The sequence below is a fragment of the Pseudomonas sp. CBS genome, assembly GCF_024734645.1.
In the GTDB taxonomy this organism is placed as follows: domain Bacteria; phylum Pseudomonadota; class Gammaproteobacteria; order Pseudomonadales; family Pseudomonadaceae; genus Aquipseudomonas.
Genome location: NZ_CP102929.1, coordinates 1,074,454 through 1,094,579, shown reverse-complemented (window position 1 = coordinate 1,094,579; position 20,126 = coordinate 1,074,454). Strand labels below are relative to the sequence as shown.

The window sequence follows — 20,126 nt, the reverse complement described above, 5'->3', positions numbered from 1 at the left end:
ACTTACCTGATGACAGGCGAGCGAAAGCATGCCGAGTCGCTGACTGCGCGATCGGTTTAAATAAAGTGTTGGGTAACTTTCTACAGGCCCGCTAACAGCGCGTTAGTTAACTAGCGCGCAGCGGGCTACTACTGGCTTCGTCCATAGAGAACTCCAGCTAAACAATTAACGGATCATCAGGAAGTTGCTGTTTCCAGCCGGCTTACGCCGCGCGAGCGTCCACGTAGAGGCTCAGCATCAGGCTCGCTTGCGCGACCAGGCTGGAAACGTCCCGTCTCTGTGGGTCTTGAGGGTCGGCGTGGTCCCATTGCTGGACCAGGTGGCCGGTGGTAGGGCAGATATGCCAGTGCGCCCGGGGAGCGGGGCACACGCGGGGGGAAGAGGTAGCAAAGGCGCTGCGGGTAGGGGAAAAGCCTACGGGCTCGCGGCACAATTTGGCACGCAGGGCCGCAGCCAGCGTACGCAGGTCAGGCAAAACAATCAGTTGAAAGGTCATAACACACCTCGGGACCGGACTGGCATCCGGTGAGGCAGTTACGTTGGAGCGTCAGGCTCTAGCGCAGCTTACTCGGCCGGAAAGGCGAGTCCCGTCATTTTTTCTGGGTTTGGCGCCCGATTTGCCGCATTCACGGTGATCGGACAGCGACTAGATACTGTGTCCATTGGCTTCTTTTGTGAGGTTGAAAAATGGCCCTGAGTTGCAGGCACGGGGAATTTACTCAGGCAGTTGCCGGATGTCAACGGTTAATGACTTAATTTGTTACTGGTTCAGAGTTTGTTCAGATAGATGGTGGGTGGGAAGTTGGTGTTGTAAGTGTATTTGTTGATAAAGATTTTTGTCTGATGGATAGAGGGATGTACATATCCGTTATTTAGGTGATGGCTGATATGGGTTCCGCTCTTACAGCGGCTCACTTTTGAAGAGCGTGTACGGACCGGACACATGGTTGACGGGTGTGCGGGGACATGGTGGACACTTTTCGGCGAGCTAACTTCGCCGGAAAACCATCATGCCCTGGGACACGAGAGATGCCATGAGCCTGAAAGAAGAGTTTGTCGCCTTGGCGCGGCAACCCGGCAGTAATAAACGAGAACTGTGTCGACGATTCGGTATCAGCCCCCAAACGGCGTACAAGTGGCTCGATCGCTACGAGACGCAAGGCCGGTCGGGGCTGCAAGAGAAGTCCCGCAAACCTCTCACCAGCCCCAAGCTGACCAACACCGCTCTAGAGACGGCGGTCATAGCGCTCAGGCAAGACCATCCAGCCTGGGGTGGGCGCACGATCAGCAGCATTTTGAAAAAACAAATCGCTCCCAGCACCGTTACTAATGTTCTGCACCGACACGGGCTGATTCAGCCTGCTCAGAAGGAACAAGCGGCAAAGTTGAGATTTGAACACGATGCGCCTAACGATCTTTGGCAGATGGACTTCAAAGGGCATTTCCCGACGCAACAAGGCCGATGCCATCCCCTGACCCTGCTGGACGACCACTCGCGATTCAACCTGGCGATTCAGGCTTGTGATAACGAGCGTGGGACCACGGTGAAAGAGAAAATGATTGAAGTGTTCCAGCGCTTCGGATTACCGGCTCGCATCAACGTCGATAACGGCCCGCCCTGGGGCTCGCCGCGCAACCCTGGCGAAATCACCGAGCTGAGTATCTGGTTGATTCGCTTAGGAATTCGGATCAGCTTCAGCCGTCCTTACCACCCCCAAACCAATGGAAAGATTGAGCGTTTCCATCGGTCACTCAAGGCCGAAGTGCTTAATGGGCGTCAGTTTTCCACGATCAAGGAAGCTCAAACAGCGTTTGATCAATGGCGTGAGATTTATAACTTGCAACGGCCTCATCAAGCGTTGGGCTACAAGGTGCCGATGGACCGGTATCGAGCCAGCCCATGGGCTTATCCGCAGCAGTTATCGGAGTTTGAATACGGACCGGACGACGTATTGGCCAAGGCTTATAACAGCCGATTCCGCTTTCAGAAACGCTATTTCAGCATAGCTAAGGGGCTGGCTGGGCATCACCTTGCCATACGTCCTAATCCTGAAAGTGATGGGCTTTTTGACGTCTACTTTTGCCATCACTTCCTACGAACAATCGACGTGAGCAAGCCAGACTATGGTCCATAATGTGTCAACCATGTCCCCGCACATGTGTCCACCATGTGTCCGGTCCGTACAAAGAGCGCAAAAGTAAGCAAAACGCTCTTGCCCCACCACTCGGCACCTCGCCTGGGCTCGGTGTGCCCTCACTCCGGCTTTGGACCGTGGGCCGCCGTCATGGGCCATCCCTGGCCCAGGACGGCTAACCTGGCGTCCTGCCAGGTTACCCACGCTCCAAAGCCTGCGTTCGGCCAGCGTGGTTTAACGGGGCGCCTAAGATCAAAATCAAGATCAAAAGCAAGAGCACAGCGGCCTCCCGGCCGGCTTGAGTGTTGAAGAGCAAAATCAAAAGCTAAAGCGGGCACGGTCCAAAAAATGTGGGAGCGGGCTTGCTCGCGAAGGTCGTTAACGATGACGCGGGCATTCTGGATGAACGCGGCGCTCTCAGGTTTTTCGCGAGCAAGCCCGCTCCCACAGAAAAGCAGATCTGTTTTCGCTCTGGTCTTTGCTTTTGCTTTTAACACTCAAGCCGGCCGGTAGGCCGCTGTGCTCTTGCTTTTGATTTTGATCTGACTGCCCCAATAAGCCCGAGGCCGAACGCAGGTATTGCGGAGCGGGTAAACCGGCAGGACGCCGGTTTAGCCGCGCCGGGCCATGGATGGCCCGTCGCGGCGGCCCGCGGAGCAATGCCGGAGTGAGGGAACACCGAGCCTAGGCGAGGTGCCGACAGGCGGGGCAGAGCCCTTTGCTTACTTTGGGGCTTTTCCAAAGTGAGCCGCTGTAAGAGCGGAACCATAGGCGGCCGTTACCTAAATAACGGATATGTACTCAATCCCCCTCAAATCGCCCGCAAAGCCAGAACCGCCAGATACAGCAGCACCACACCGCAAGCGCCATAGCTAACTCTCTGCCACATAGGCGACGCATTCTGGCGCAACAGGTTGACCAACGCCGCAATCAAAAAGCACGAAAGCACCGAAGCCACCATGAACCCCGCAAAAAACATCAGCGTCTGCCCATGGCTCGGCGTCGCCCCGACTATCCCCGACAGCGCGCTGCCCAAGGCCCCCCAATAGACAATGTTCTTCGGATTGGCCAGAGAAATCGCGGCTCCCACCATCAGCGCATTCTGCCCGGACCTGGCCGGCGCACTGTCGGATTCCGGCAGCCGCCAGGCATCCATCAAGCTACGCACCCCGAGCCACGCCAGATACAACCCACACACCGCCGTCAGCGGCACCCGCACCGACTCATGCTGGACCAACAACGCCATGCCCGTCAGCCCGATCACCGCCCACACCGCATCGCCCACCAGCGAGCCAACCTGCACCAACAACGCAGGCGTAAACCCTTGCAACAACCCACGGCGCAGGGTTTCCGCCAGCACCGCCCCCGGAGACAGGCAAAACACAAACCCAAACACCAGCGCCGAAAAAAAGATCGTCAACATGCGCAACACCCATGTAGGAGCGAGCTTGCTCGCGAAGAAATCACAGACACCGCAGAGCACCAGGCTGCCCGCGTCATCGTTAACGACTTTCGCAAGCAAGCTGGCTCCTACAGTGAATGCCGGCATTTTAGGGAAGGGCGCGTAAGTCGTCTTGAACCAGATTGCGCGTTTCAGCCCTTGAGCACGCTTTGATAGCGCCCCGGCGTAATGCCGTAGGCCGCACGAAAATGCCGGTTCAGATGGCTCTGGTCAGCAAATCCCAGGGCGTGAGCCACCTGCGACGCAGCAACGCCTGAGCGCAACAGCCCCTTGGCGCGCCGGGTGCGCAGTTGCATCGCCCACTGGCGCGGACTCAGCCCGGTTTCTTTCTGAAAGGCCCGCAGCAGATGGAATTTCGACAGGCCCAACTCATCACCCAGGGTATCGAGGGCCACGGCCTGATGCAGGTTTTCAGCCAGCAATTCCTGGGCCTTGATCACCACCCCGCGACCCACCGCCGTGCTGCCGGGCAACCGCACGCCACTGCAATTGACCACCTCACCCAGCAGCACCACCAAGGCGTCCTCACTTAGCGCTCTGGTCAGCGGATCGGCACTCAACGAACCCTCAATCGCACCGGCCAGTTTCATCGCCAGTTCCGGCTGGAAGCACAGCGAACGGTCGAATTCCAGGTGTGCCAGACCCAGGTCAGCCGCCAATTGATCGGCAGCCGCATACAGGCTGACAAACCGCCACGGCTGCCCCTCGGCCGCGCCGCCGCCCTGAATCTGCCCCGGGTTGTACAAGGTGATACTGCCGGGGCCGGCCTCGAAGGTGCGGCGGTCCAGCCACACCTGTTCCTCGCCGAGCAGGTTGACGCCGATCACGCATTCATCATGGCTGTGGCGGGCAAATGTCAGGCCGGTGCAGGCGGTGCTGCTGACTTCGTAGTTGCCCAGCCAGGCGTGCTGCATGGAACTCATTGAGGGTGCTCGCGGGGACGGTTACCCGCGAGCATACGCCGGAGAAGGGCTTCAGATCGACTCGTCGACAGGCTCTGCGGTTATAGCGCGGCGATGCGATCAAGCTCGGCCTTGAGTTCAACGGGACTCAGGCTGGCGAACGGAATCTCGAAAAAAGCCCGGCAGCGCCGTTCAATGATTTCCAGCGTGGCGCGGAACGCGGCGTCGACCTGGGCTTCATCGCCTTGAACATCCGATGGGTCCTCCAACCCCCAATGTGCCTTGATGGCCGGGCCGAAATACACCGGGCAGGCTTCTCCGGCGGCCTTGTCGCACACGGTGATGACGACGTCCGGCGGGCTGCCTTCAAAGGCGTCGTTGCCCTTGCTGTACAAACCTTCGGTGCTGATGCCTGCGGCCTTCAGGGTGGTCAGGCTGCGGGGCAGCACCTGGCCCTTGGGAAAACTCCCGGAGCTGATGGCCTGGAAACCTTGCGGCGCCAGATGGTTGAACAAGGCTTCCGAGAGAATGCTGCGGCAGCTGTTGGCGGTGCACATGAACAGAACTTTCATCAAGCGGACTCCGTCAGAAACTCAGGCGCAGGGCGAGGGCGGCGAGGGTGATCAACAGCACCGGCAAGGTCAGCACGATCCCGACCTTGAAGTAGTAACCCCAGGTGATGCTGATGCCTTTGCGCGCCAGGATGTGCAGCCAGAGCAAGGTCGCCAGGCTACCGATGGGGGTGATTTTCGGGCCGAGGTCGCTGCCGATCACGTTGGCGTAGATCATCGCGTCCTTGACCACGCCTACCGCGTGGCTGGCTTCGATGGAAAGCGCACCGATCAGCACGGTCGGCAGGTTGTTCATTGCCGAAGACAACAGGGCAGTGAGTACACCGGTGCCCAATGCCGCGCCCCACACGCCGTAACCGGCGAAGGTGTCGAGCCAGGTCGCGAGGTAGTTGGTCAGCCCGGCGTTGCGCAGGCCGTAGACCACCAGGTACATGCCCAGGGAGAAGATCACGATCTGCCAGGGCGCTTCCTTCAGCACCTTGCGCGTGGAAATCTTGTGGCCCTTGGCGGCGATCACCAGCAGCAAGGTGGCGCAGGCGGCGGAAATCGCACTGATGGGAATGCCCAGCGGTTCCAGGGCAAAACAGCCCACCAGCAGAATGCCCAGTACCCACCAGCCGGCGAGAAACGTTGCACGGTCGTGGATCGCGCTGGCAGGGTCGTCGAGGTCGGCCGGGTCGTAGGTTTGCGGAATATCGCGGCGGAAAAACCACATCAATACCGCGAGGGTCGCGGCGACGCTCACCAGGTTCACCGGAACCATCACGGCGGCGTATTCGTTGAAGCCGATCTTGAAGTAGTCGGCCGATACGATGTTCACCAGGTTGGAGACCACCAGTGGCAGGCTCGCGGTGTCGGCGATAAACCCGGCGCCCATGACGAACGCCAGGGTCGCCGCCGGAGAGAAGCGCAACGCCAACAGCATCGACATCACGATGGGCGTGAGGATCAGCGCCGCGCCGTCGTTGGCGAACAACGCCGACACCAGCGCGCCCAGCAGCACCATATACGCGAACAACCGCCGGCCGCGTCCACGGCCCCAGCGCGCCACATGCAAGGCGGCCCAGGCAAAAAAGCCCGCCTCATCCAGCAACAGGCTGATGACGATCAGCGCGACGAACGTCCCGGTGGCGTTCCAGATGATGTGCCACACCACCGGAATATCCGCCAGGCTGATAACCCCACACGCCAGGGCCAGGATTGCGCCCATCGTGGCGCTCCAGCCCACGCCCAGGCCCTTGGGCTGCCAGATGACCAGGATGATGGTGAACAGAAAGATAGCAACGGCAACAAGCATGAAAAGCTCTCCGCAGGATCAGCAGCAGGCGCTGGCCCGTTGTGGTCGGTCGCCCATGGTGTCCAGACGCTGGGCGTCTGTGTTTAACCAGGCTTGGTTGGCTTGCAGGGTGACGTCGAGCACCGCCGTCACCCACTCAGGTAATACAGGATTGAGGCGGTAATAAATCCACTGGCCCTGGCGACGGTCCAGCAATAACCCGCAACTGCGCAGTTGCGCCAGGTGGCGGGATATTTTCGGCTGACTGTCGTCCAGAGCATGGATCAACTCGCACACACAAAGTTCGCCTTCACGCAGGATCAACAACGTCATCCGAGCGCGGGTGGCGTCGGCCAGGCATTTGAAGACGTTGGGTGGGGAGAAGAGATCTGACATGGTCAGCGGCCTTATACATATGAAAATACGAATATACGTATTTCCATATATGTCGGTCAAATTCTGTTTCGATTGACCTGCGTCAACGGCCGGGCAATCGACGACAAGTGGTTGAAATTAAACTGAAACACAAATGTCCTAAAGTCCCTGCCCATTGGTGATGAAGGAAGAAAACGTGTGACCCGTGCCACTCGCAACCTGCGCAAGACCCTTGATTCCGTCGCGGACAATAACGAAACCGCGGCCTTTGACCTGATGCGCGCCGTCGAAAAGCTCAGCGATGAAGTGCTGCGCCAGCGTCTGCTCAATACCATCCACCGGCTCAACCAGGACGCCCACGAACTGCGCGAAGCCCGGGACGCGGTGGAGCGGGTGTCGGTCAAACTGGCTTGAGCACGATCGTTCAAGACAATCCCTGATACCGCTGGCATGCTTGTCGACTGACTGTCGATGAGCCTGTTGTGTATGCCTAACGCTCTGCCTCTGAACGCCTTTTCCCGTGGCGCGATTGCGATCATTCCATTGTCCCTGGCCTGTGCGCCCTGGGGATTGCTGGCCGGTTCCACCGCAATTGATGCCCAATTCACGCCGCTGGAAGCCCAAGGGCTGTCGACCATTGTGTTTGCCGGTGCCGCCCAACTGGTGGCCATCGGTATGGTCAAGAGCGGCGCCAGCCTGATTTCGATCCTGCTGACTACCTTGCTGCTGACCTCTCAGCATTTGCTCTACGGCATGCACATGCGTCCCACGCTGTCGCCGCTCAAACCACGGTGGCGCATGAGCCTGGGCTTTTTGCTGACCGACGAATTCTTCGCCCTGGTCAGCCAATATGACCGCCAGACCTTCAACCGCTGGTACGCCCTGGGCGTCGGCCTGACGTTCTATATCATCTGGAACGTCTTTACCTTCGCCGGCATCGTGCTCGGCAAAAGCATTCCCGGGCTGGATCAGCTGGGTCTGGAATTCTCGATTGCCGCGACGTTTATCGCCCTGATCACCCCGGTGGTACGCGACGTGCCGACCATCGTCTGCGTCGCCGTGTCGTTGCTGTGCTCGGTATGGCTGAGCTACCTGCATTGGGAGTCGGCGGTGGTGGTGTCCGGTGTGCTGGGGATGAGCGCAGGGTTTGCCTGCAAGCGGTTGGGAGTAGGGCAGCAATGATCTTCGTGATGATTTTTGGCATGGGCCTGATCGTGTTTCTCAACCGCTACCTGTTTCTCGAGCCGCGCCTGCCGGTGCGCCTCAATCGCGGAGCGCGGGAGTTTCTCGGGTTTGCCGTACCGGGGATGCTCACCGCCATCTGTGGACCGATCATTTTTCTGGCTGACCACACGCTCAACCTGAGCCTGGGCAACCCTTACCTGCTGGCCGGGGTGTGCGCTGTGGCGTTGATGTTCTGGACCCGCAGCGTGCTGATCACCGTATTGCTGAGCATGGCGCTGTTCTATCTGTTCCGCTGGCTGCTCTAACCCGCAACCCCCCCCCGTAGCAGCTGTCGAGCCCCAGCGAGGCTGCGTTGGCTGCACCTCCATTACCAAGCCAGGCGCTGAACCGAGGCGCGCCTGACGCAGCCTCGCTGGGGCTCGACAGCTGCTACGGGGGCGCAAAACCAAGCAAAAAAAAAGCCTGCGGGAGGGCAGGCTGGAAGGGAGACTTCTTAAAAATGAGCCTGCCGACTATAGGCGGCAAGGTCTCCCTTCACAGTGAAACAAAGTTCATGAATCTGTCAGCTACTCAGCAACCGGGCTGGCGGGTTTCTTGTTGGCTTTGGCCTCGGCCGCCAGGCATTCCAGGGCGAACTGCTCGGTGTAGGTCATCTGGATCGGGGTGCTTTCGCCCTTGACGGTGCGCTCGCCGTCCAGGATGTAGCGGATGCGCTTGTCGGTCACGCCGATGCGTTTGGCGATCCACGAAGGCGTTTGGCCGATGCGGCTGATCAGCTTGTCGGCGTAGTCGGTGGAGGGGTTGTAGCGCTCGGCGTTGGGTGTCATGGGGGTTCCGGGTAAAAGCGGGTTCGTAAGTAGGCGGCAGGGTGACGCAATAATCCTTCGGTGTCGCCTGCTAATGGTACAGTCGCGTTTTTTCCAAGGAAGCTTCGGTATGCGGATGGTGGTAATTGGCGCTTTGGTACTGGCATCGCTGGCCGGTTGCGCGGGCTCGAAGATGAAACAGGCGCGTACCGGTACGCCCTATAAAACCCTGGCCTCGGACAAGGCCCCGCTGGTGGTTGCCCAATGCATCCAGTTCGGCTGGCAGGACGAAGCGGTATTCGGCGTCGACGCCGGTGGCTTTATGGAGCCTGCACAGGCCGGTGGCTTCACCATCTACACCACGGCAGGTGATTACTTTGTCGACGTGCGCAGCGCCGGCGCGGGTGCCAGCGTGAACTATTACGCTGCCCAGGATGACTACCCGGCCAAGCGTCGCCTCGCCGCACTGGCGACTTGTCTCTAATCCGTTGCGTTAGAAAAGTTCAGAAATGCCCTGCGGACAGCTTCGCGGGCATTGTTTTAGTATTTTCCTGCTCGCCTGGCGTGACGGCTCTTTACCGGTACATGGACGTCGAGGCCGGAGCGCCGGGCGGGCAACTCGTTTCTAGCGTGGCATATACCCCAGGTGCCAGCGCCGGGGAATCTTCAGCGACACCAGCCCCAACAGCGCCGACAGCAACCCGCTGACCAACAGCGCACGAATCCCCATGTGATGCTCCAGCAATGCACCGATCACCGCACCGGCAAACATCCCGGCCCAGGGGATCAGTTGCACGCGCCAGCCATTGCGGCGTTCACCCAGCATCCAGCGGCCCAGCCCGCGACCAAATCGCGACAGCGCCCCCGTGACATAAGTAAGCCCCACCGGTAATCCGTTCACCTCTTCGACGGCAGCATTCAGCATGCCCATGGCGATGATTGCCGCCAGCAATGACGGCAGTTGATCGTCGAACGGCCAGGCCGCGGCCCCGCACAGCAGGGTCGCAATGCATAGCAACAAAGGCAGGGCATGGCGCCGGCTGATGCGGCTGACCATCACGCCCAATGCATTGCCGGCGATAAACGTCGCCACCAGCAGCGTCAGGCGCGCGGTGAGGCCCAGGTCGCCCTCACTGATCGCCACGGCGAGGCGCGTGGTGTTGCCGCTCATGAACGAGACAAAATCCCCGCTGGCCATGAAGCCGATGGCGTCGGTCATGCCCGCCAGCACGGAAAGGCTGGCCACCAGCATCAGCCCGACACGCCCGCGCCATTTGTGACGATGCAATAAGGCGGCGTTGGTGTAGGGCTTCAAGGATGAAGGCAGCATGGGGCCGGGTTCCTCGGTGAGATTATCCGGCCACTACCGTAGGACGCTTTGCGTTCGGCTGCAATGACTTGGGGCACTCACAGGCGTTCGGCCAGTTGCTCCAGGAACATCGCCAACCCCACTTCCTCGGCTTTCAGGCCTTTGCGTACCCGTGGCTTGGGCAGCTTTGCCAGCTCGCCCAGGCTGAAGTGCTCCAGCACAGCCGGGTGGATATAGCACTTGCGGCACACCGCCGGGGTGTTGCCCAGTTGCTTGGCGACGTTCTTGACCATCTCCACCACATGCTTCTTGGCGTCGGATTCCGGCTGCCATTCAAGCTCGCGCAATACCGCCAACGCCAGGGCCGTGCCGGCCCAGGTGCGGTAATCCTTGGCGGTAAAATCCGCGCCGGTGAGGCTGTGCAGGTAGGCATTCACGTCGGTGGAACTGACCGTATGGCGCTCGCCGTTCTCGTCCAGGTACTGGAACAGGTTCTGCCCCGGCAATTCCAGGCAACGCTTGATCACCGTGGCCAGGCGCCGGTCCTTGACGGTGATCTGGTGCTCGATGCCGCTCTTGCCGCGAAACTGGAACAGGATCTCGCTGCCCTTGATGTCCACATGTCGGGTGCGCAGGGTCGTCAGGCCGTAGGAACGATTGTCCCGAGCATACTGAGTGTTGCCGACGCGGATCAGGGTGGCGTCGAGCAGCATCACCACCGTTGCCAGCACCTTCTCCCGATTGAACCCGGGTGCCGCGATCTGCGCTTCCAACTGTTTGCGCAATTTGGGCAGCGCGCTGCCGAACTGTTGCAGACGGGAATATTTGTCGGTGTCACGCACTTCGCGCCAGCGCGGGTGGTAACGGTACTGCTTGCGGCCCCGGGCATCACGGCCGGTCGCTTGCAGGTGGCCGCGCGGGTCGGCGCAGATCCACACATCGGTATAGGCCGGCGGCACCGCGAGGGCGTTGATGCGCTTGATTTCGTCGGCATCGGTTATGCGTGAGCCGTCGGCCTTGAAGTACTGGAACTTGCCCCGCAGCTTTTTCCGGGAGATCCCGGGCTGGGTATCGTCGACGTAATGCAGGTCGCGGGGCAGGTCGGCAAGCAACGCAGGATCGGGCATGGCGCAAATTCCTTGGCAGGTATTTCTGATTGACCGCAGGGTTTTGCGGTCGTGCCAACAAGTTTGCCCCCCCGTAGCAGCTGTCGAGCCCCAGCGAGGCTGCGTTGGCAGCACCTCCATTACCAGCCAGGCGCTCAACCGAGGCGCGCCTGACGCAGCCTCGCTGGGGCTCGACAGCTGCTACGGGACGGGGTGTCGGGGAGTCAGGCCAGTACCGCCACCGCCTTGATTTGCGCCCACAGCGTCTGGCCGGGATGCAGTTGCAACTGGTCCCGTGAGTAGCGGGTGATGCGCGCCAGCAGTGGCGTGCCGGCGGCATCGAGGCTCACCAGCACATGGGCCGCGTTGTCCGCCGGGATTTCCTGGGTCACCGTCACCGGCAGGCGATTGAGGATGCTGCTGTGTTCCTCGGCCTGCCGGCTGAGGCTGACGTCCCGCGCCTGGATCTTGAAACGCAACGGTTTGCCCAACGCCAGCGGTGCATGAGCCACGCGCATCTGCAATTGGCTCGCGGGCAGTTGCAGGGTCAGCAACTGGTAGTGGGCGTCGTAGGCGCAAACCGTCCCGTTGATCACCACGCCGGCGTCGTCGCCCAAGGCCATGGGCAGGTCCAGACGGGCCAGGGTTTCGCCGATGGGACCGCTGGCCAGGGCCTTGCCGTCGCTGAGCAATACGATGTGATCAGCCAGGCGCGCCACTTCGTCCTGGGCATGGCTGACGTACAGCACCGGGATCTCGAGCTCGTCGTGCAAACGTTCAAGGTACGGCAGGATTTCGCTTTTGCGTTTGCTGTCCAGCGCCGCCAGCGGTTCGTCCATCAGCAGCAGGCTCGGGCTGGTGAGCAGGGCGCGGGCGATGCCGACGCGCTGGCGTTCACCGCCGGAAAGGTGCTGCGGATGGCGGTCCAGCAAGTGGCCGATGCCCAGCAGCTCGGTGGCCTGGTCCAGCTCCACGCGGCGCTGTTGGCGCGGGATGCGCTTGAGGCCGAATTCCAGGTTGGCCAGCACCGACAAATGCGGGAACAGGCTGGCTTCTTGAAACACGTAGCCCAGGGCCCGCTTGTGGGGTGGCACGAACACCCCTTTGCGGCTGTCTTGCCAGACTTCGTCGTTGATCCGCACGAAGCCCTCTTCGGCCCGTTCCAGCCCGGCGATGCAGCGCAGGCAGGTGGTCTTGCCGGAGCCGGAATGACCGTACAGCGCCGTCACCCCGCGACCGGGCAGTTGCAGGTCAACGTCCAGGGCAAACCCGGAATACTTCAGTTGCAGGCGCACCTCGATCATCGACATCAGCTCCAGCCCGCTTTGGTTTTACGGCTGGAGTAGAGCGCCAGCAACACCAGGAAAGAAAACACCACCATCGAGCCGGCCAGCCAGTGGGCCTGGGCATATTCCATGGCTTCGACGTGGTCGTAGATCTGCACCGAGACCACCCGGGTCTTGTCTGGAATATTGCCGCCGATCATCAGCACCACGCCGAACTCGCCGACGGTGTGGGCAAAACCGAGAATCGATGCCGTGATAAACCCCGGGCGCGCCAGGGGCAGGATCACCGTGAAAAATGTATCCCAGGGATTGGCCCGCAAGGTAGCGGCCACTTCCAGCGGTCGGGTGCCGATGGCGGAGAAGGCGTTTTGCAACGGCTGCACCACAAACGGCATGGAATAGATCACCGAGCCAATCACCAGCCCGGCGAAGCTGAAGGTCAGGGTGCCCAGGCCCAGCCATTGGGTGAACTGGCCGAAGTAGCCGTTGGGGCCCATGGTCAACAGCAGGTAGAAGCCGATCACCGTGGGTGGCAGCACCAACGGCAAGGCCACCACCGCGCCAATGGGGCCGCGCCACCAGGAGCGGGTGCGCGACAGCCACAGGGCGATCGGAGTGCCGATGATCAGCAGGATCACCGTGGTCAGGGACGCCAGCTTCACGGTCAACCAGATCGCGGAAAAATCGGCACTCGACAGCGGCATTTACAGTTCGTACCCGTAGGACTTGATGACCGCGGCGGCTTTCGGACCTTTCAGGTATTCAACCAGGGCCTTGGCAGCGGCGCTGTCCTTGCCCTTGTTGAGGATCACCGCATCCTGCTTGATCGGGTCATGCATCGACGACGGCACGATCCAGGCGGAACCGCTGGTGACTTTGCCGTCCTTGTAAATCTGCGACAGCGCTACAAAACCCAGCTCGGCATTGCCGGTGGACACGAACTGATAGGCCTGGGTGATGTTCTGGCCTTCCACGATCTTGTCCTTGACCTTTTCGGTCAAGCCTTCCTTCGCCAGTACCTGGGTGGCGGCCAGGCCGTAAGGCGCGGCTTTCGGGTTGGCGATGGACAGGTGCTTGAATTCATTTTTCTTCAACACTTCGCCTTTGGCATCCACGTAGCCCTCCTTGGCGGACCACAGCGCCAGGGTGCCTACCGCGTAGGTGAAGCGCGAGCCCTTGACGGTATCGCCTTCGGCTTCGAGTTTCTGCGGGGTGGTGTCGTCGGCGCTGAGGAACACCTCAAACGGCGCGCCGTTCTTGATCTGGGTGTAGAACTGGCCGGTGGCACCGTAGGCGGCGACCAGCTTGTGGCCGGTGTCTTTTTCAAAGTCGGCGGCAATTGCCTGAATCGGTGCGGTGAAGTTGGCGGCCACGGCCACCTGGACTTCATCAGCATTCGCCGAGGACAAGGCAAACGCGGCGATCAGGGTAGCGAGGGCCGTGGGGGCCAGGCGTGAGGCGCGAATCATCATCAAGAAGCTCCTTGGGGGATTACCGACTTTGCGGCTTGTTATAGGCAGAAGGGCGTACCGCTATGTAGGGGAATATATAGCGGTTGGCCACTGCCGGTACAGTGCAAAGTTGTCCCGGGAGTTCAGGTTCAGCGTCGGCCGAGTTTTTCCAGAGTCTGTGCGGCCAGCTCCAGCGTCAGGTCATAAGTGGAGATGTCCTTGCCTAGGCGCAACGCCTGGCCCGACCACAAGTTACTGAAGCCGGCTTCATCCTTGGCTTTGAGTGGCATCAACGCACCGCCAGACAACGGAAACGCAGGTGCTCTTGGGTTGATCGCGCCCAGTTCACGCATCACCCGGTTAATGATGCCCCGCGCCGGGCGTCCGGTGAACAGGTTGGTCAGCGCGGTTTCACTGGCCTGGGCATTGCGCAAGGCGTGGTGATGGGACTTCGAGACGGTGGCCTCGGGGGTAAACAGGTAAGCGGTGCCGATCTGTACCGCCGACGCGCCGAGGGCGAAGGCCGCGACGATGCCCCGCGCATCCCCGATGCCGCCGGCCGCAATCACCGGCACACTCACGGCGTCGACGATCTGCGGCACCAGCGCCAGGGTGCCGATCTGGCTATTCAGGTCGTCGCTGAGGAACATCCCGCGATGGCCGCCGGCTTCGAAACCCATGGCGATGATTGCGTCGCAGCCGTGCTGTTCCAGCCAGATGGCTTCTTCCACCGTGGTGGCCGACGACAGCACTTTCGCCCCGGTGGCCTTGACCCGGTCCAGCAGGGATTTTTCCGGCAGGCCGAAGTGAAAACTCACCACTTCCGGGCGGAATTCTTCGACCACTTTGCAGGCAGCGTCGTTGAACGGCGCACGGTTGGAGACGGGCGTCGGTGCATCAAAGTCGGCGCCGAGTTCGCGGTAGTAAGTCTCCAGCAGGTTCTTCCACTGAAGGTCGCGATCAGCGTCTGGCGCCGGTGGCTGATGGCAGAAGAAATTCACGTTCAGCGGCCGCGAGCTGGCCTGGCGAATGATGGTGAGTGCTTCGCGCAACTGTTCGATGCTCAGGGTTGCCGCCGGCATCGAACCCAGGGCGCCGGCCTGGTTGGCGGCAATCACCATGGCCGTGGTCGTGGCATTCGCCATGGGCGCCTGGATGATCGGCAACTCAATGCCCAGCAGGTCAAGAATTCGGGTGTCTGGCCAGGTGCTCATGGGACGCTTCTCCAACGGTGGAATGCTGTGCCGTCGTTTTAGCAGGGCCATGCAGCAACAGGCCAGTCTGTTTTATTCACTGGACGAATCCAGTGTTTCATGGGCGCGCATCAGTCGATGGCGTGGCCCAGTACCGCATGAATCCGCTGGGCAATATGCGCGGCGTGGGTTTCCAGGGCGAAGTGGCCGGTGTCGAGCAATTCCACCACGGCGTTAGCGTTATCGCGTTTATAGGCATGGGCGCCCGGCGGGATGAAGAACGGATCGTTCTGGCCCCAGATCACCAGCGCCGGCACTTGCGTGGCCTTGAAAAAACCCTGGAACGCCGGGTACAGCGTCAGGTTGTTGCGGTAGTCGAGGAACAGGTCCAACTGGATTTCGTCATTGCCGGGCCGCTGCATCAGGAGCACATCGAGCATGTAGGACTCGGGCGCAACCAGCTCGGGCTGCGGGACGCCGTGCAGATACTGATAGCGCGTACCTTCCAGGCTGATGACGGCGCTGCGAATCACCTCGCGATTGGCTGGGCTCGGCTCGGCCCAATAGGCGCGGATCGGATCCCAGGCGTCACCCAAACCTTCCAGGTAGGCATTGCCATTTTGCGATATCAGCGCGCTGACCCGTTCCGGGTGCGCCACTGCCAGGCGCAGGCCCACTGGTGCGCCGTAGTCGAACACGTAGAGGGCATAACGGCTGAGCTGCAGGGCGTCGACGAAATGGCCGACGGTAATCGCCAGGTTATCGAAGCTGTAGTGGTAATGACGTTCGGCAGGCACTTCGGTGAAGCCGAAACCCGGCAGGTCGGGGGCGATGACCCGGTAGCGGGTGGCGAGCAGCGGGATCAGGTCGCGGTACATATGGGACGAGCTGGGAAAACCGTGCAGCAGCAACAGCACGGGCGCAGACGGGTCGCCGGCTTCGCGGTAGAACACGCGAACGCCATCGGCATCAACATGCTGGTAGCGCACAACGGGGGCTGAAATCGACATGATCGGAATCCTCTGTGTAACTGGATAAGTTGATTTGTTGGGTTACTGGTTTCGCAGGCTGCGCTCGAAAAAGTAACCTGTCAAATTAATTTAATAGGTTACCTATAGATGTGTTTAGTAACTATCCAAAAGCAATATCAGCGGTTACGATGTCGCGGACTTGAAGAGGACTCGCCATGACCGCCATCACACCATCCCCGATGGAACCCTACGTGCTAGCCGACCATCCGGTGTTGGACATGCTCAACACCCGGGCGAATGTCGACGGTGTGCCCTTTGAATTCTGGCAAGGCGATGCCGATGTGCAGCGCTGGCTGGTGCGACTGGGCTGGTGCGAAGAGGGCGCAGCGCCGGTATTCGAGGAGGGCGCTTTGCTGGGCGCGGCGCGGGGGCTGCGGGAAGTGATTCGCTTGTTGCTGGAGCAGCGCAAGGCTGGGCAGCAGGGTGATCCTGCGGCACTGAATGCATTTTTGCGCAAGGCCGTCAGCCATCCGCAGCTGGCTTGGCCGGCGCCTGGGGAGTTGCGCCTGGAGCGCCAGCGCAAACAGCAAACCGCTGAGCAGTTCCTGGCGCCAATCGCCGAAGCGGCGGCGACGTTGCTGGTGGAAGGGGATTTTGGTTTGATCCGTACCTGCGAACATCCCGAGTGCGTGCTGTGGTTCTACGACCGGACCAAGGGCCACAAGCGCCGCTGGTGCAGCATGGCGCTGTGTGGTAACCGGCATAAGGTGGCCGAGTTTCGCAAGCGCAAACTCTTGTAGCCTTCTTCAGGATTCTGCCGGGCTTTCGCGCGCCAGCAGCTGCCGTTTGCGCTCCACGCCCCAGCGATAGCCCGAAAGGTCGCCGTTGCTGCGCACCACGCGATGGCAGGGAATCGCCACGGCCAGGTTGTTGGCACCACACGCCTGGGCCACGGCGCGATAGGCCGTCGGGGCGCCGATGCGCTGGGCAATCTCGGCGTAGCTGGCAGTGCAACCCACCGGAATTTCCCGCAAGGCCTGCCAGACCCGTTCCTGAAACGCAGTGCCGCGCAAGTCCAGGGGCAAGTCCAGGCCCAGGGCCGGCGCCTCGATAAAGCCCACCACTTGGGCGATCAGTTGTTCGAAGTCGTGATCGGCGCCCAGCAGATTGGCGCGGGGAAACTGGTCCTGCAGGTCGCGCACCAGTTTGTCCGGGTCATCCCCCAGCAGGATCGCGCACACACCGCGATTGCTCTGCGCCACCAGAATTGCGCCCAACGAGCATTGGCCGACGGCAAACCGGATATCCGTATTGGTGCCACCGGCTTTGTAGTCGCCAGGCTTCATGCCGAGCAACTGGTCGGCGGCCTCATAAAAGCGGCTGTTGGAATTGAAGCCGGCGTCGTACAGCGCATCGGTCACCGAATGATGGCCCTTGAGCCCGTCGCGGACCTTGCGCGAGCGATGGGCGCTGGCGTAGCGCTTGGGTGTGAGGCCGGTCACCGCCTTGAACACCCGATGGAAATGAAACGGGCTCAAACCGGCGAGGGTGGCCAGGTCTTCAAGGGCCGGCAGGGTTTCAGCCTGTTCGATGTGCCGGCAGGCGGCTGCCACCAGTTGCGCGTGGCGTGCGGCGACCTGGGTCTGGTCTCCCGAATAGCGCTTGTTGGGTCGGTAGCCCGCGGCTTCGGCCTGTTGCGGGGTGTCGAAGAACTCGACATTCTCCGGGCGCGGCCGCCGCGCGGAACTGCTGGGGCGGCAGTACACACCGGTGGTTTTCACGCCATAGACGAAGGTCAGGTCGGCCTTGGCGTCGCGGGCGACGATGGCGGCCCAGCGTGGGTCTTGTTCGGTGGCGTGGCGCGCGGTCATGGTGGTGGCTCCTGGTTGAAGAATGCCAGGTTAGTCCCCGGGGGCATTCGCAACACTCCGATGCTTGCGGTCAAATTCACCCGGCCGTGCGAAACGTCAGGTTGATGCGCTGCGGCCCCATGACCGGATGCGTGCCGGGCTTGATCGGCATCACGCCGTGAAAGCGCAGGCGATCCACACCGCCCCATACCACCACATCGCCATGGAACAGCGAGACTTTTTGCGCCTTGTCGCCTCGCTCATGGCCGCCGAACAGAAAGATCGCCGGCAAACCCAGTGACACGGAGACCACTGGCGCGGCGTAGCGGCGCTCGTTCTTGTCCTGATGCAGGGACATTTTCGCGCCTGGCACATAGCGGTTGATCAGGCAGGCATCCGGTTCGAAATCCTCGAAACCCGTGTCTGCCGCCGCCATGACCGCCAATTGGCGTAGCGCCTCGGGCATGGCTGGCCAGGGTTGCTGGTTGTTGGGGTCAATCCCAGAGTAGCGATAGCCAGTGGGGTCGGTTGTCCAGCCCAACTCACCGCAACTGCTCAAGGCGGCGGACATGGTAAAGCCCCCCGGCGTGACCATTTGCCGGAACGGCGATTGAGCCAGGACCCGCCGCAGCTCCGGCAGCAAACGCTCGACCCAGGGTAAGGCGTAGCCTCTGAGAACGTAGGATTGTTCACCGATTTGTTCGCGTCCCGGGGGCTGCTGCAAGGCCTCGTCGGCAAACAAATCGGCGGTTGCTCCGGGATCGGTCTTACTGCGCATCGTGAAAAATCACTCCCAAGGTATGCCGCGTACCACTGTGCAGAACACTGACCCCATGGCGCAAGGTCACCCGATGAAACCCCCTCACGCTGGGCATGGGTCGCTGATTGACCGCGAAGATCACGGCGTCGCCCCTGTTCAGCGGTACGACCTGAGCCCGGGATTGCATGCGTGGTCGCTGTTCGGTCAGCACCAGTTCGCCGCCACGGAAGTCTTCTCCCGGCTGCGACAACAGGATGGCCACTTGTAAGGGAAACACATGTTCGCCGTACAGATCCTGGTGCAGGCAGTTGTAGTCGCCGGGGCCGTATTGCAGCAATAACGGGGTAGGGCGCTGTTGCCCTGCGGCGTGGCATCGGGCAATGAAGTCAGCATGGTGTGCCGGGTAGGTGATCGGCAGGTTCATCTGTTCGTTCCAGCGATTGGCCAGGGGCGCCAGGTATTGATACAGCTGCTCACGCAACTCGCTGACCCGGGTGGGCAGCGGATAGCGGAAATATTTGTACTCGCCCCGACCAAAGCCGTGCCTGGCCATCAGCACATGGGAGCGAAACCGCTCATGGTGCGGGTAATGGTTGCAGAGCTGCGCACACTCTTGCTGGCCCAGCAGCGCTGGAATGATTGCGTTGCCCTGTTGATCGAGGTCTTGCTCGATTGCACGCCAATCCAGCTTGGCCAAGCGTTCTTGCAGTGAGGTAGAAGGCATCGGCGAGTTCCTGTGGCAGCGGAAAAAGGCTGCCAGTCTAGGAAGTCGCCAGCGTTACGACACTCCGATGCTTGCGCTCGAATTACAGGGCCTTGCTCACATTGATATCGGTGATTTCATCGCTGGCATCGTGCATTTTCGCCAGCGCCGCCTTGGCTTCCTCGATGCTGCCTGCCTTCAATTGGGCGAATTCGAAGCGGCGCTCACCGTTGAGTTTGTACTTGATCACATATTTGGTGGTAGTCACGGGCATTCCTGTCAGCTGAGTTTCGAATTGGTGCGACGCACGATGCGGATCTTGTGGGACAAGGTCGGCTTTTTGGTCACGCTGATGGCGCGGCGGGTCACCACGTCCAGGGTAATGTTCCAGAAGCCTGTGCTCGGCGCGGTGATTTTTGCCGGGAACTTGTCGAATGCGCCGCCGTGGTAAGTGTGGCGGCCACCGTTCTTGAAACTGCGAAAGTTCGCGTCGCTCATCAGGCGGATGTTGCACGTTTGCGAACATTCAATGACGACAATGTCTCCTTCATTGAGGTGTTCGCGCTGGTGGATGAATTTCATGAGGTGTCTCCAGAAGGGCTTTTTCTGAAAAATCAGAACGATACGTAGGATAAGATGGAGTTTATCAGCCCCAGCACGTTTATTATCGGACCGTCGTCGACGAGTTCGACAATTTAAAACAGTTATTTACCGAGTTATCAGGGATAAATCCTACATTGACGGGAGAAAAATACCTTTCCCGCTGTCGTAGGGTCTTTATCGG

At 60.7% G+C, this 20,126-nt stretch carries 25 protein-coding genes; 6 read left to right on the top strand and 19 right to left on the bottom strand.

Features of this window, described 5'->3' with window-relative positions; translation table 11 throughout:
• Positions 1-202: 202 nt before the first annotated feature.
• Entirely contained in the window at positions 203-496 is a 294-nt protein-coding gene (locus NVB75_RS04760) for a hypothetical protein (protein WP_258346230.1), read from the bottom strand.
• 514 nt (positions 497-1,010) lie between these two features.
• On the opposite strand from NVB75_RS04760, the gene NVB75_RS04755 reads away from it, so the two are divergent.
• The gene (locus tag NVB75_RS04755) at positions 1,011-2,135 is read left to right on the top strand and encodes an IS481 family transposase (protein ID WP_258344060.1); all 1,125 of its coding nucleotides are present in this window, start codon (positions 1,011-1,013) and stop codon (positions 2,133-2,135) included.
• Positions 2,136-2,946: 811 nt separating this feature from the next.
• Here NVB75_RS04755 and NVB75_RS04750 read toward each other — a convergent pair.
• The 5 genes from NVB75_RS04750 to NVB75_RS04730 form a co-directional block, all read right to left on the bottom strand.
• The gene (locus NVB75_RS04750; protein ID WP_375378910.1) at positions 2,947-3,657 is read right to left on the bottom strand and encodes a LysE family transporter; all 711 of its coding nucleotides are present in this window, start codon (positions 3,655-3,657) and stop codon (positions 2,947-2,949) included.
• 71 nt (positions 3,658-3,728) lie between these two features.
• Complete coding sequence (locus tag NVB75_RS04745; protein ID WP_258346228.1) at positions 3,729-4,520, bottom strand: AraC family transcriptional regulator; 792 nt, start codon at positions 4,518-4,520, stop codon at positions 3,729-3,731.
• 80 nt (positions 4,521-4,600) lie between these two features.
• On the bottom strand, positions 4,601-5,071 hold the full coding sequence (locus NVB75_RS04740; RefSeq protein WP_258346227.1) for an arsenate reductase ArsC: 471 nt from the start codon (positions 5,069-5,071) through the stop codon (positions 4,601-4,603).
• A 13-nt stretch (positions 5,072-5,084) separates the two neighbouring features.
• Entirely contained in the window at positions 5,085-6,368 is a 1,284-nt protein-coding gene (locus NVB75_RS04735) for an arsenic transporter (protein WP_017480358.1), read from the bottom strand.
• Between the two features lie 18 nt (positions 6,369-6,386).
• The gene (locus tag NVB75_RS04730) at positions 6,387-6,743 is read right to left on the bottom strand and encodes a metalloregulator ArsR/SmtB family transcription factor (RefSeq protein WP_258346225.1); all 357 of its coding nucleotides are present in this window, start codon (positions 6,741-6,743) and stop codon (positions 6,387-6,389) included.
• Positions 6,744-6,920: 177 nt separating this feature from the next.
• Between NVB75_RS04730 and NVB75_RS04725 the strand changes: the two genes are divergently transcribed.
• The 3 genes from NVB75_RS04725 (at position 6,921) to NVB75_RS04715 (ending at position 8,212) form a co-directional block, all read left to right on the top strand.
• A complete protein-coding gene (locus NVB75_RS04725; RefSeq protein ID WP_003212603.1) occupies positions 6,921-7,136 on the top strand; it encodes a hypothetical protein in 216 nt (71 codons plus the stop codon).
• Between the two features lie 72 nt (positions 7,137-7,208).
• A complete protein-coding gene (locus NVB75_RS04720) occupies positions 7,209-7,904 on the top strand; it encodes an AzlC family ABC transporter permease (protein ID WP_003212602.1) in 696 nt (231 codons plus the stop codon).
• Positions 7,901-8,212: an AzlD domain-containing protein gene (locus tag NVB75_RS04715; RefSeq protein ID WP_258346221.1), complete on the top strand. Its 312-nt coding sequence runs from the start codon at positions 7,901-7,903 to the stop codon at positions 8,210-8,212. The genes NVB75_RS04720 and NVB75_RS04715 overlap by 4 nt, the downstream gene beginning before the upstream one ends.
• A 261-nt stretch (positions 8,213-8,473) precedes the next feature.
• Here NVB75_RS04715 and NVB75_RS04710 read toward each other — a convergent pair whose 3' ends face one another.
• Positions 8,474-8,734: a hypothetical protein gene (locus NVB75_RS04710; RefSeq protein ID WP_017480362.1), complete on the bottom strand. Its 261-nt coding sequence runs from the start codon at positions 8,732-8,734 to the stop codon at positions 8,474-8,476.
• A gap of 109 nt (positions 8,735-8,843) precedes the next feature.
• On the opposite strand from NVB75_RS04710, the gene NVB75_RS04705 reads away from it, so the two are divergent.
• Entirely contained in the window at positions 8,844-9,197 is a 354-nt protein-coding gene (locus NVB75_RS04705) for a hypothetical protein (RefSeq protein ID WP_258346219.1), read from the top strand.
• Positions 9,198-9,338: 141 nt separating this feature from the next.
• Here the strand turns inward: NVB75_RS04705 and NVB75_RS04700 are convergent, their stop codons facing one another.
• From NVB75_RS04700 to NVB75_RS04670, 7 genes are all read right to left on the bottom strand, one after another.
• Positions 9,339-10,043 (bottom strand): YoaK family protein, encoded by a 705-nt coding sequence (locus tag NVB75_RS04700; protein ID WP_258346218.1) that lies wholly within the window; start codon positions 10,041-10,043, stop codon positions 9,339-9,341.
• Positions 10,044-10,120: 77 nt separating this feature from the next.
• Positions 10,121-11,149 carry a DNA topoisomerase IB gene (locus NVB75_RS04695; RefSeq protein ID WP_258346217.1) on the bottom strand — a complete coding sequence of 343 codons (1,029 nt, stop codon included), beginning with the start codon at positions 11,147-11,149 and terminating at the stop codon, positions 10,121-10,123.
• Between the two features lie 203 nt (positions 11,150-11,352).
• Positions 11,353-12,432, bottom strand: coding sequence for a molybdenum ABC transporter ATP-binding protein (gene modC, locus NVB75_RS04690; protein ID WP_258346216.1), 1,080 nt, complete (start codon positions 12,430-12,432; stop codon positions 11,353-11,355).
• A 5-nt stretch (positions 12,433-12,437) separates the two neighbouring features.
• Positions 12,438-13,118 carry a molybdate ABC transporter permease subunit gene (gene modB / locus NVB75_RS04685; protein ID WP_076016198.1) on the bottom strand — a complete coding sequence of 227 codons (681 nt, stop codon included), beginning with the start codon at positions 13,116-13,118 and terminating at the stop codon, positions 12,438-12,440.
• Positions 13,119-13,886 (bottom strand): molybdate ABC transporter substrate-binding protein, encoded by a 768-nt coding sequence (modA, locus tag NVB75_RS04680; protein ID WP_258346215.1) that lies wholly within the window; start codon positions 13,884-13,886, stop codon positions 13,119-13,121. It lies immediately after the preceding gene.
• A 128-nt stretch (positions 13,887-14,014) separates the two neighbouring features.
• Complete coding sequence (locus tag NVB75_RS04675; RefSeq protein ID WP_258346214.1) at positions 14,015-15,079, bottom strand: nitronate monooxygenase family protein; 1,065 nt, start codon at positions 15,077-15,079, stop codon at positions 14,015-14,017.
• 110 nt (positions 15,080-15,189) lie between these two features.
• A complete protein-coding gene (locus NVB75_RS04670; RefSeq protein WP_258346213.1) occupies positions 15,190-16,068 on the bottom strand; it encodes an alpha/beta fold hydrolase in 879 nt (292 codons plus the stop codon).
• Between the two features lie 176 nt (positions 16,069-16,244).
• Between NVB75_RS04670 and NVB75_RS04665 the strand changes: the two genes are divergently transcribed.
• Positions 16,245-16,829 (top strand): ABATE domain-containing protein, encoded by a 585-nt coding sequence (locus NVB75_RS04665; protein WP_258346212.1) that lies wholly within the window; start codon positions 16,245-16,247, stop codon positions 16,827-16,829.
• Between the two features lie 6 nt (positions 16,830-16,835).
• On the opposite strand, the gene ada is transcribed toward NVB75_RS04665, so the two are convergent.
• The 5 genes from ada to NVB75_RS04640 all read right to left on the bottom strand — a co-directional run bounded on the left by ada (position 16,836) and on the right by NVB75_RS04640 (position 19,924).
• Positions 16,836-17,900, bottom strand: a complete 1,065-nt coding sequence (gene ada, locus NVB75_RS04660) for a bifunctional DNA-binding transcriptional regulator/O6-methylguanine-DNA methyltransferase Ada (RefSeq protein ID WP_258346211.1) — start codon at positions 17,898-17,900, stop codon at positions 16,836-16,838.
• Positions 17,901-17,976: 76 nt separating this feature from the next.
• A complete protein-coding gene (gene alkB, locus NVB75_RS04655) occupies positions 17,977-18,657 on the bottom strand; it encodes a DNA oxidative demethylase AlkB (protein WP_258346210.1) in 681 nt (226 codons plus the stop codon).
• Positions 18,647-19,363 carry a 2OG-Fe(II) oxygenase gene (locus NVB75_RS04650; protein ID WP_258346209.1) on the bottom strand — a complete coding sequence of 239 codons (717 nt, stop codon included), beginning with the start codon at positions 19,361-19,363 and terminating at the stop codon, positions 18,647-18,649. The genes alkB and NVB75_RS04650 overlap by 11 nt, the downstream gene beginning before the upstream one ends.
• 82 nt (positions 19,364-19,445) lie before the next feature.
• A complete protein-coding gene (locus NVB75_RS04645) occupies positions 19,446-19,610 on the bottom strand; it encodes a hypothetical protein (protein WP_258348850.1) in 165 nt (54 codons plus the stop codon).
• 11 nt (positions 19,611-19,621) lie between these two features.
• The gene (locus NVB75_RS04640) at positions 19,622-19,924 is read right to left on the bottom strand and encodes a DUF1883 domain-containing protein (protein WP_003212586.1); all 303 of its coding nucleotides are present in this window, start codon (positions 19,922-19,924) and stop codon (positions 19,622-19,624) included.
• Positions 19,925-20,126: the final 202 nt, after the last annotated feature.

Coding starts and splice junctions, on each gene's coding strand:
- NVB75_RS04760 (WP_258346230.1), bottom strand. CDS start 496: ATGACCTTTCAACTGATTGTTTTGCCTGACCTGCGTACGCTGGCTGCG.
- NVB75_RS04755 (WP_258344060.1), top strand. CDS start 1,011: ATGCCCTGGGACACGAGAGATGCCATGAGCCTGAAAGAAGAGTTTGTC.
- NVB75_RS04745 (WP_258346228.1), bottom strand. CDS start 4,520: ATGAGTTCCATGCAGCACGCCTGGCTGGGCAACTACGAAGTCAGCAGC.
- NVB75_RS04740 (WP_258346227.1), bottom strand. CDS start 5,071: ATGAAAGTTCTGTTCATGTGCACCGCCAACAGCTGCCGCAGCATTCTC.
- NVB75_RS04735 (WP_017480358.1), bottom strand. CDS start 6,368: ATGCTTGTTGCCGTTGCTATCTTTCTGTTCACCATCATCCTGGTCATC.
- NVB75_RS04730 (WP_258346225.1), bottom strand. CDS start 6,743: ATGTCAGATCTCTTCTCCCCACCCAACGTCTTCAAATGCCTGGCCGAC.
- NVB75_RS04720 (WP_003212602.1), top strand. CDS start 7,209: ATGCCTAACGCTCTGCCTCTGAACGCCTTTTCCCGTGGCGCGATTGCG.
- NVB75_RS04715 (WP_258346221.1), top strand. CDS start 7,901: ATGATCTTCGTGATGATTTTTGGCATGGGCCTGATCGTGTTTCTCAAC.
- NVB75_RS04710 (WP_017480362.1), bottom strand. CDS start 8,734: ATGACACCCAACGCCGAGCGCTACAACCCCTCCACCGACTACGCCGAC.
- NVB75_RS04705 (WP_258346219.1), top strand. CDS start 8,844: ATGCGGATGGTGGTAATTGGCGCTTTGGTACTGGCATCGCTGGCCGGT.
- NVB75_RS04700 (WP_258346218.1), bottom strand. CDS start 10,043: ATGCTGCCTTCATCCTTGAAGCCCTACACCAACGCCGCCTTATTGCAT.
- NVB75_RS04695 (WP_258346217.1), bottom strand. CDS start 11,149: ATGCCCGATCCTGCGTTGCTTGCCGACCTGCCCCGCGACCTGCATTAC.
- modC (WP_258346216.1), bottom strand. CDS start 12,432: ATGATCGAGGTGCGCCTGCAACTGAAGTATTCCGGGTTTGCCCTGGAC.
- modB (WP_076016198.1), bottom strand. CDS start 13,118: ATGCCGCTGTCGAGTGCCGATTTTTCCGCGATCTGGTTGACCGTGAAG.
- modA (WP_258346215.1), bottom strand. CDS start 13,886: ATGATGATTCGCGCCTCACGCCTGGCCCCCACGGCCCTCGCTACCCTG.
- NVB75_RS04675 (WP_258346214.1), bottom strand. CDS start 15,079: ATGAGCACCTGGCCAGACACCCGAATTCTTGACCTGCTGGGCATTGAG.
- NVB75_RS04670 (WP_258346213.1), bottom strand. CDS start 16,068: ATGTCGATTTCAGCCCCCGTTGTGCGCTACCAGCATGTTGATGCCGAT.
- NVB75_RS04665 (WP_258346212.1), top strand. CDS start 16,245: ATGACCGCCATCACACCATCCCCGATGGAACCCTACGTGCTAGCCGAC.
- ada (WP_258346211.1), bottom strand. CDS start 17,900: ATGACCGCGCGCCACGCCACCGAACAAGACCCACGCTGGGCCGCCATC.
- alkB (WP_258346210.1), bottom strand. CDS start 18,657: ATGCGCAGTAAGACCGATCCCGGAGCAACCGCCGATTTGTTTGCCGAC.
- NVB75_RS04650 (WP_258346209.1), bottom strand. CDS start 19,363: ATGCCTTCTACCTCACTGCAAGAACGCTTGGCCAAGCTGGATTGGCGT.
- NVB75_RS04640 (WP_003212586.1), bottom strand. CDS start 19,924: ATGAAATTCATCCACCAGCGCGAACACCTCAATGAAGGAGACATTGTC.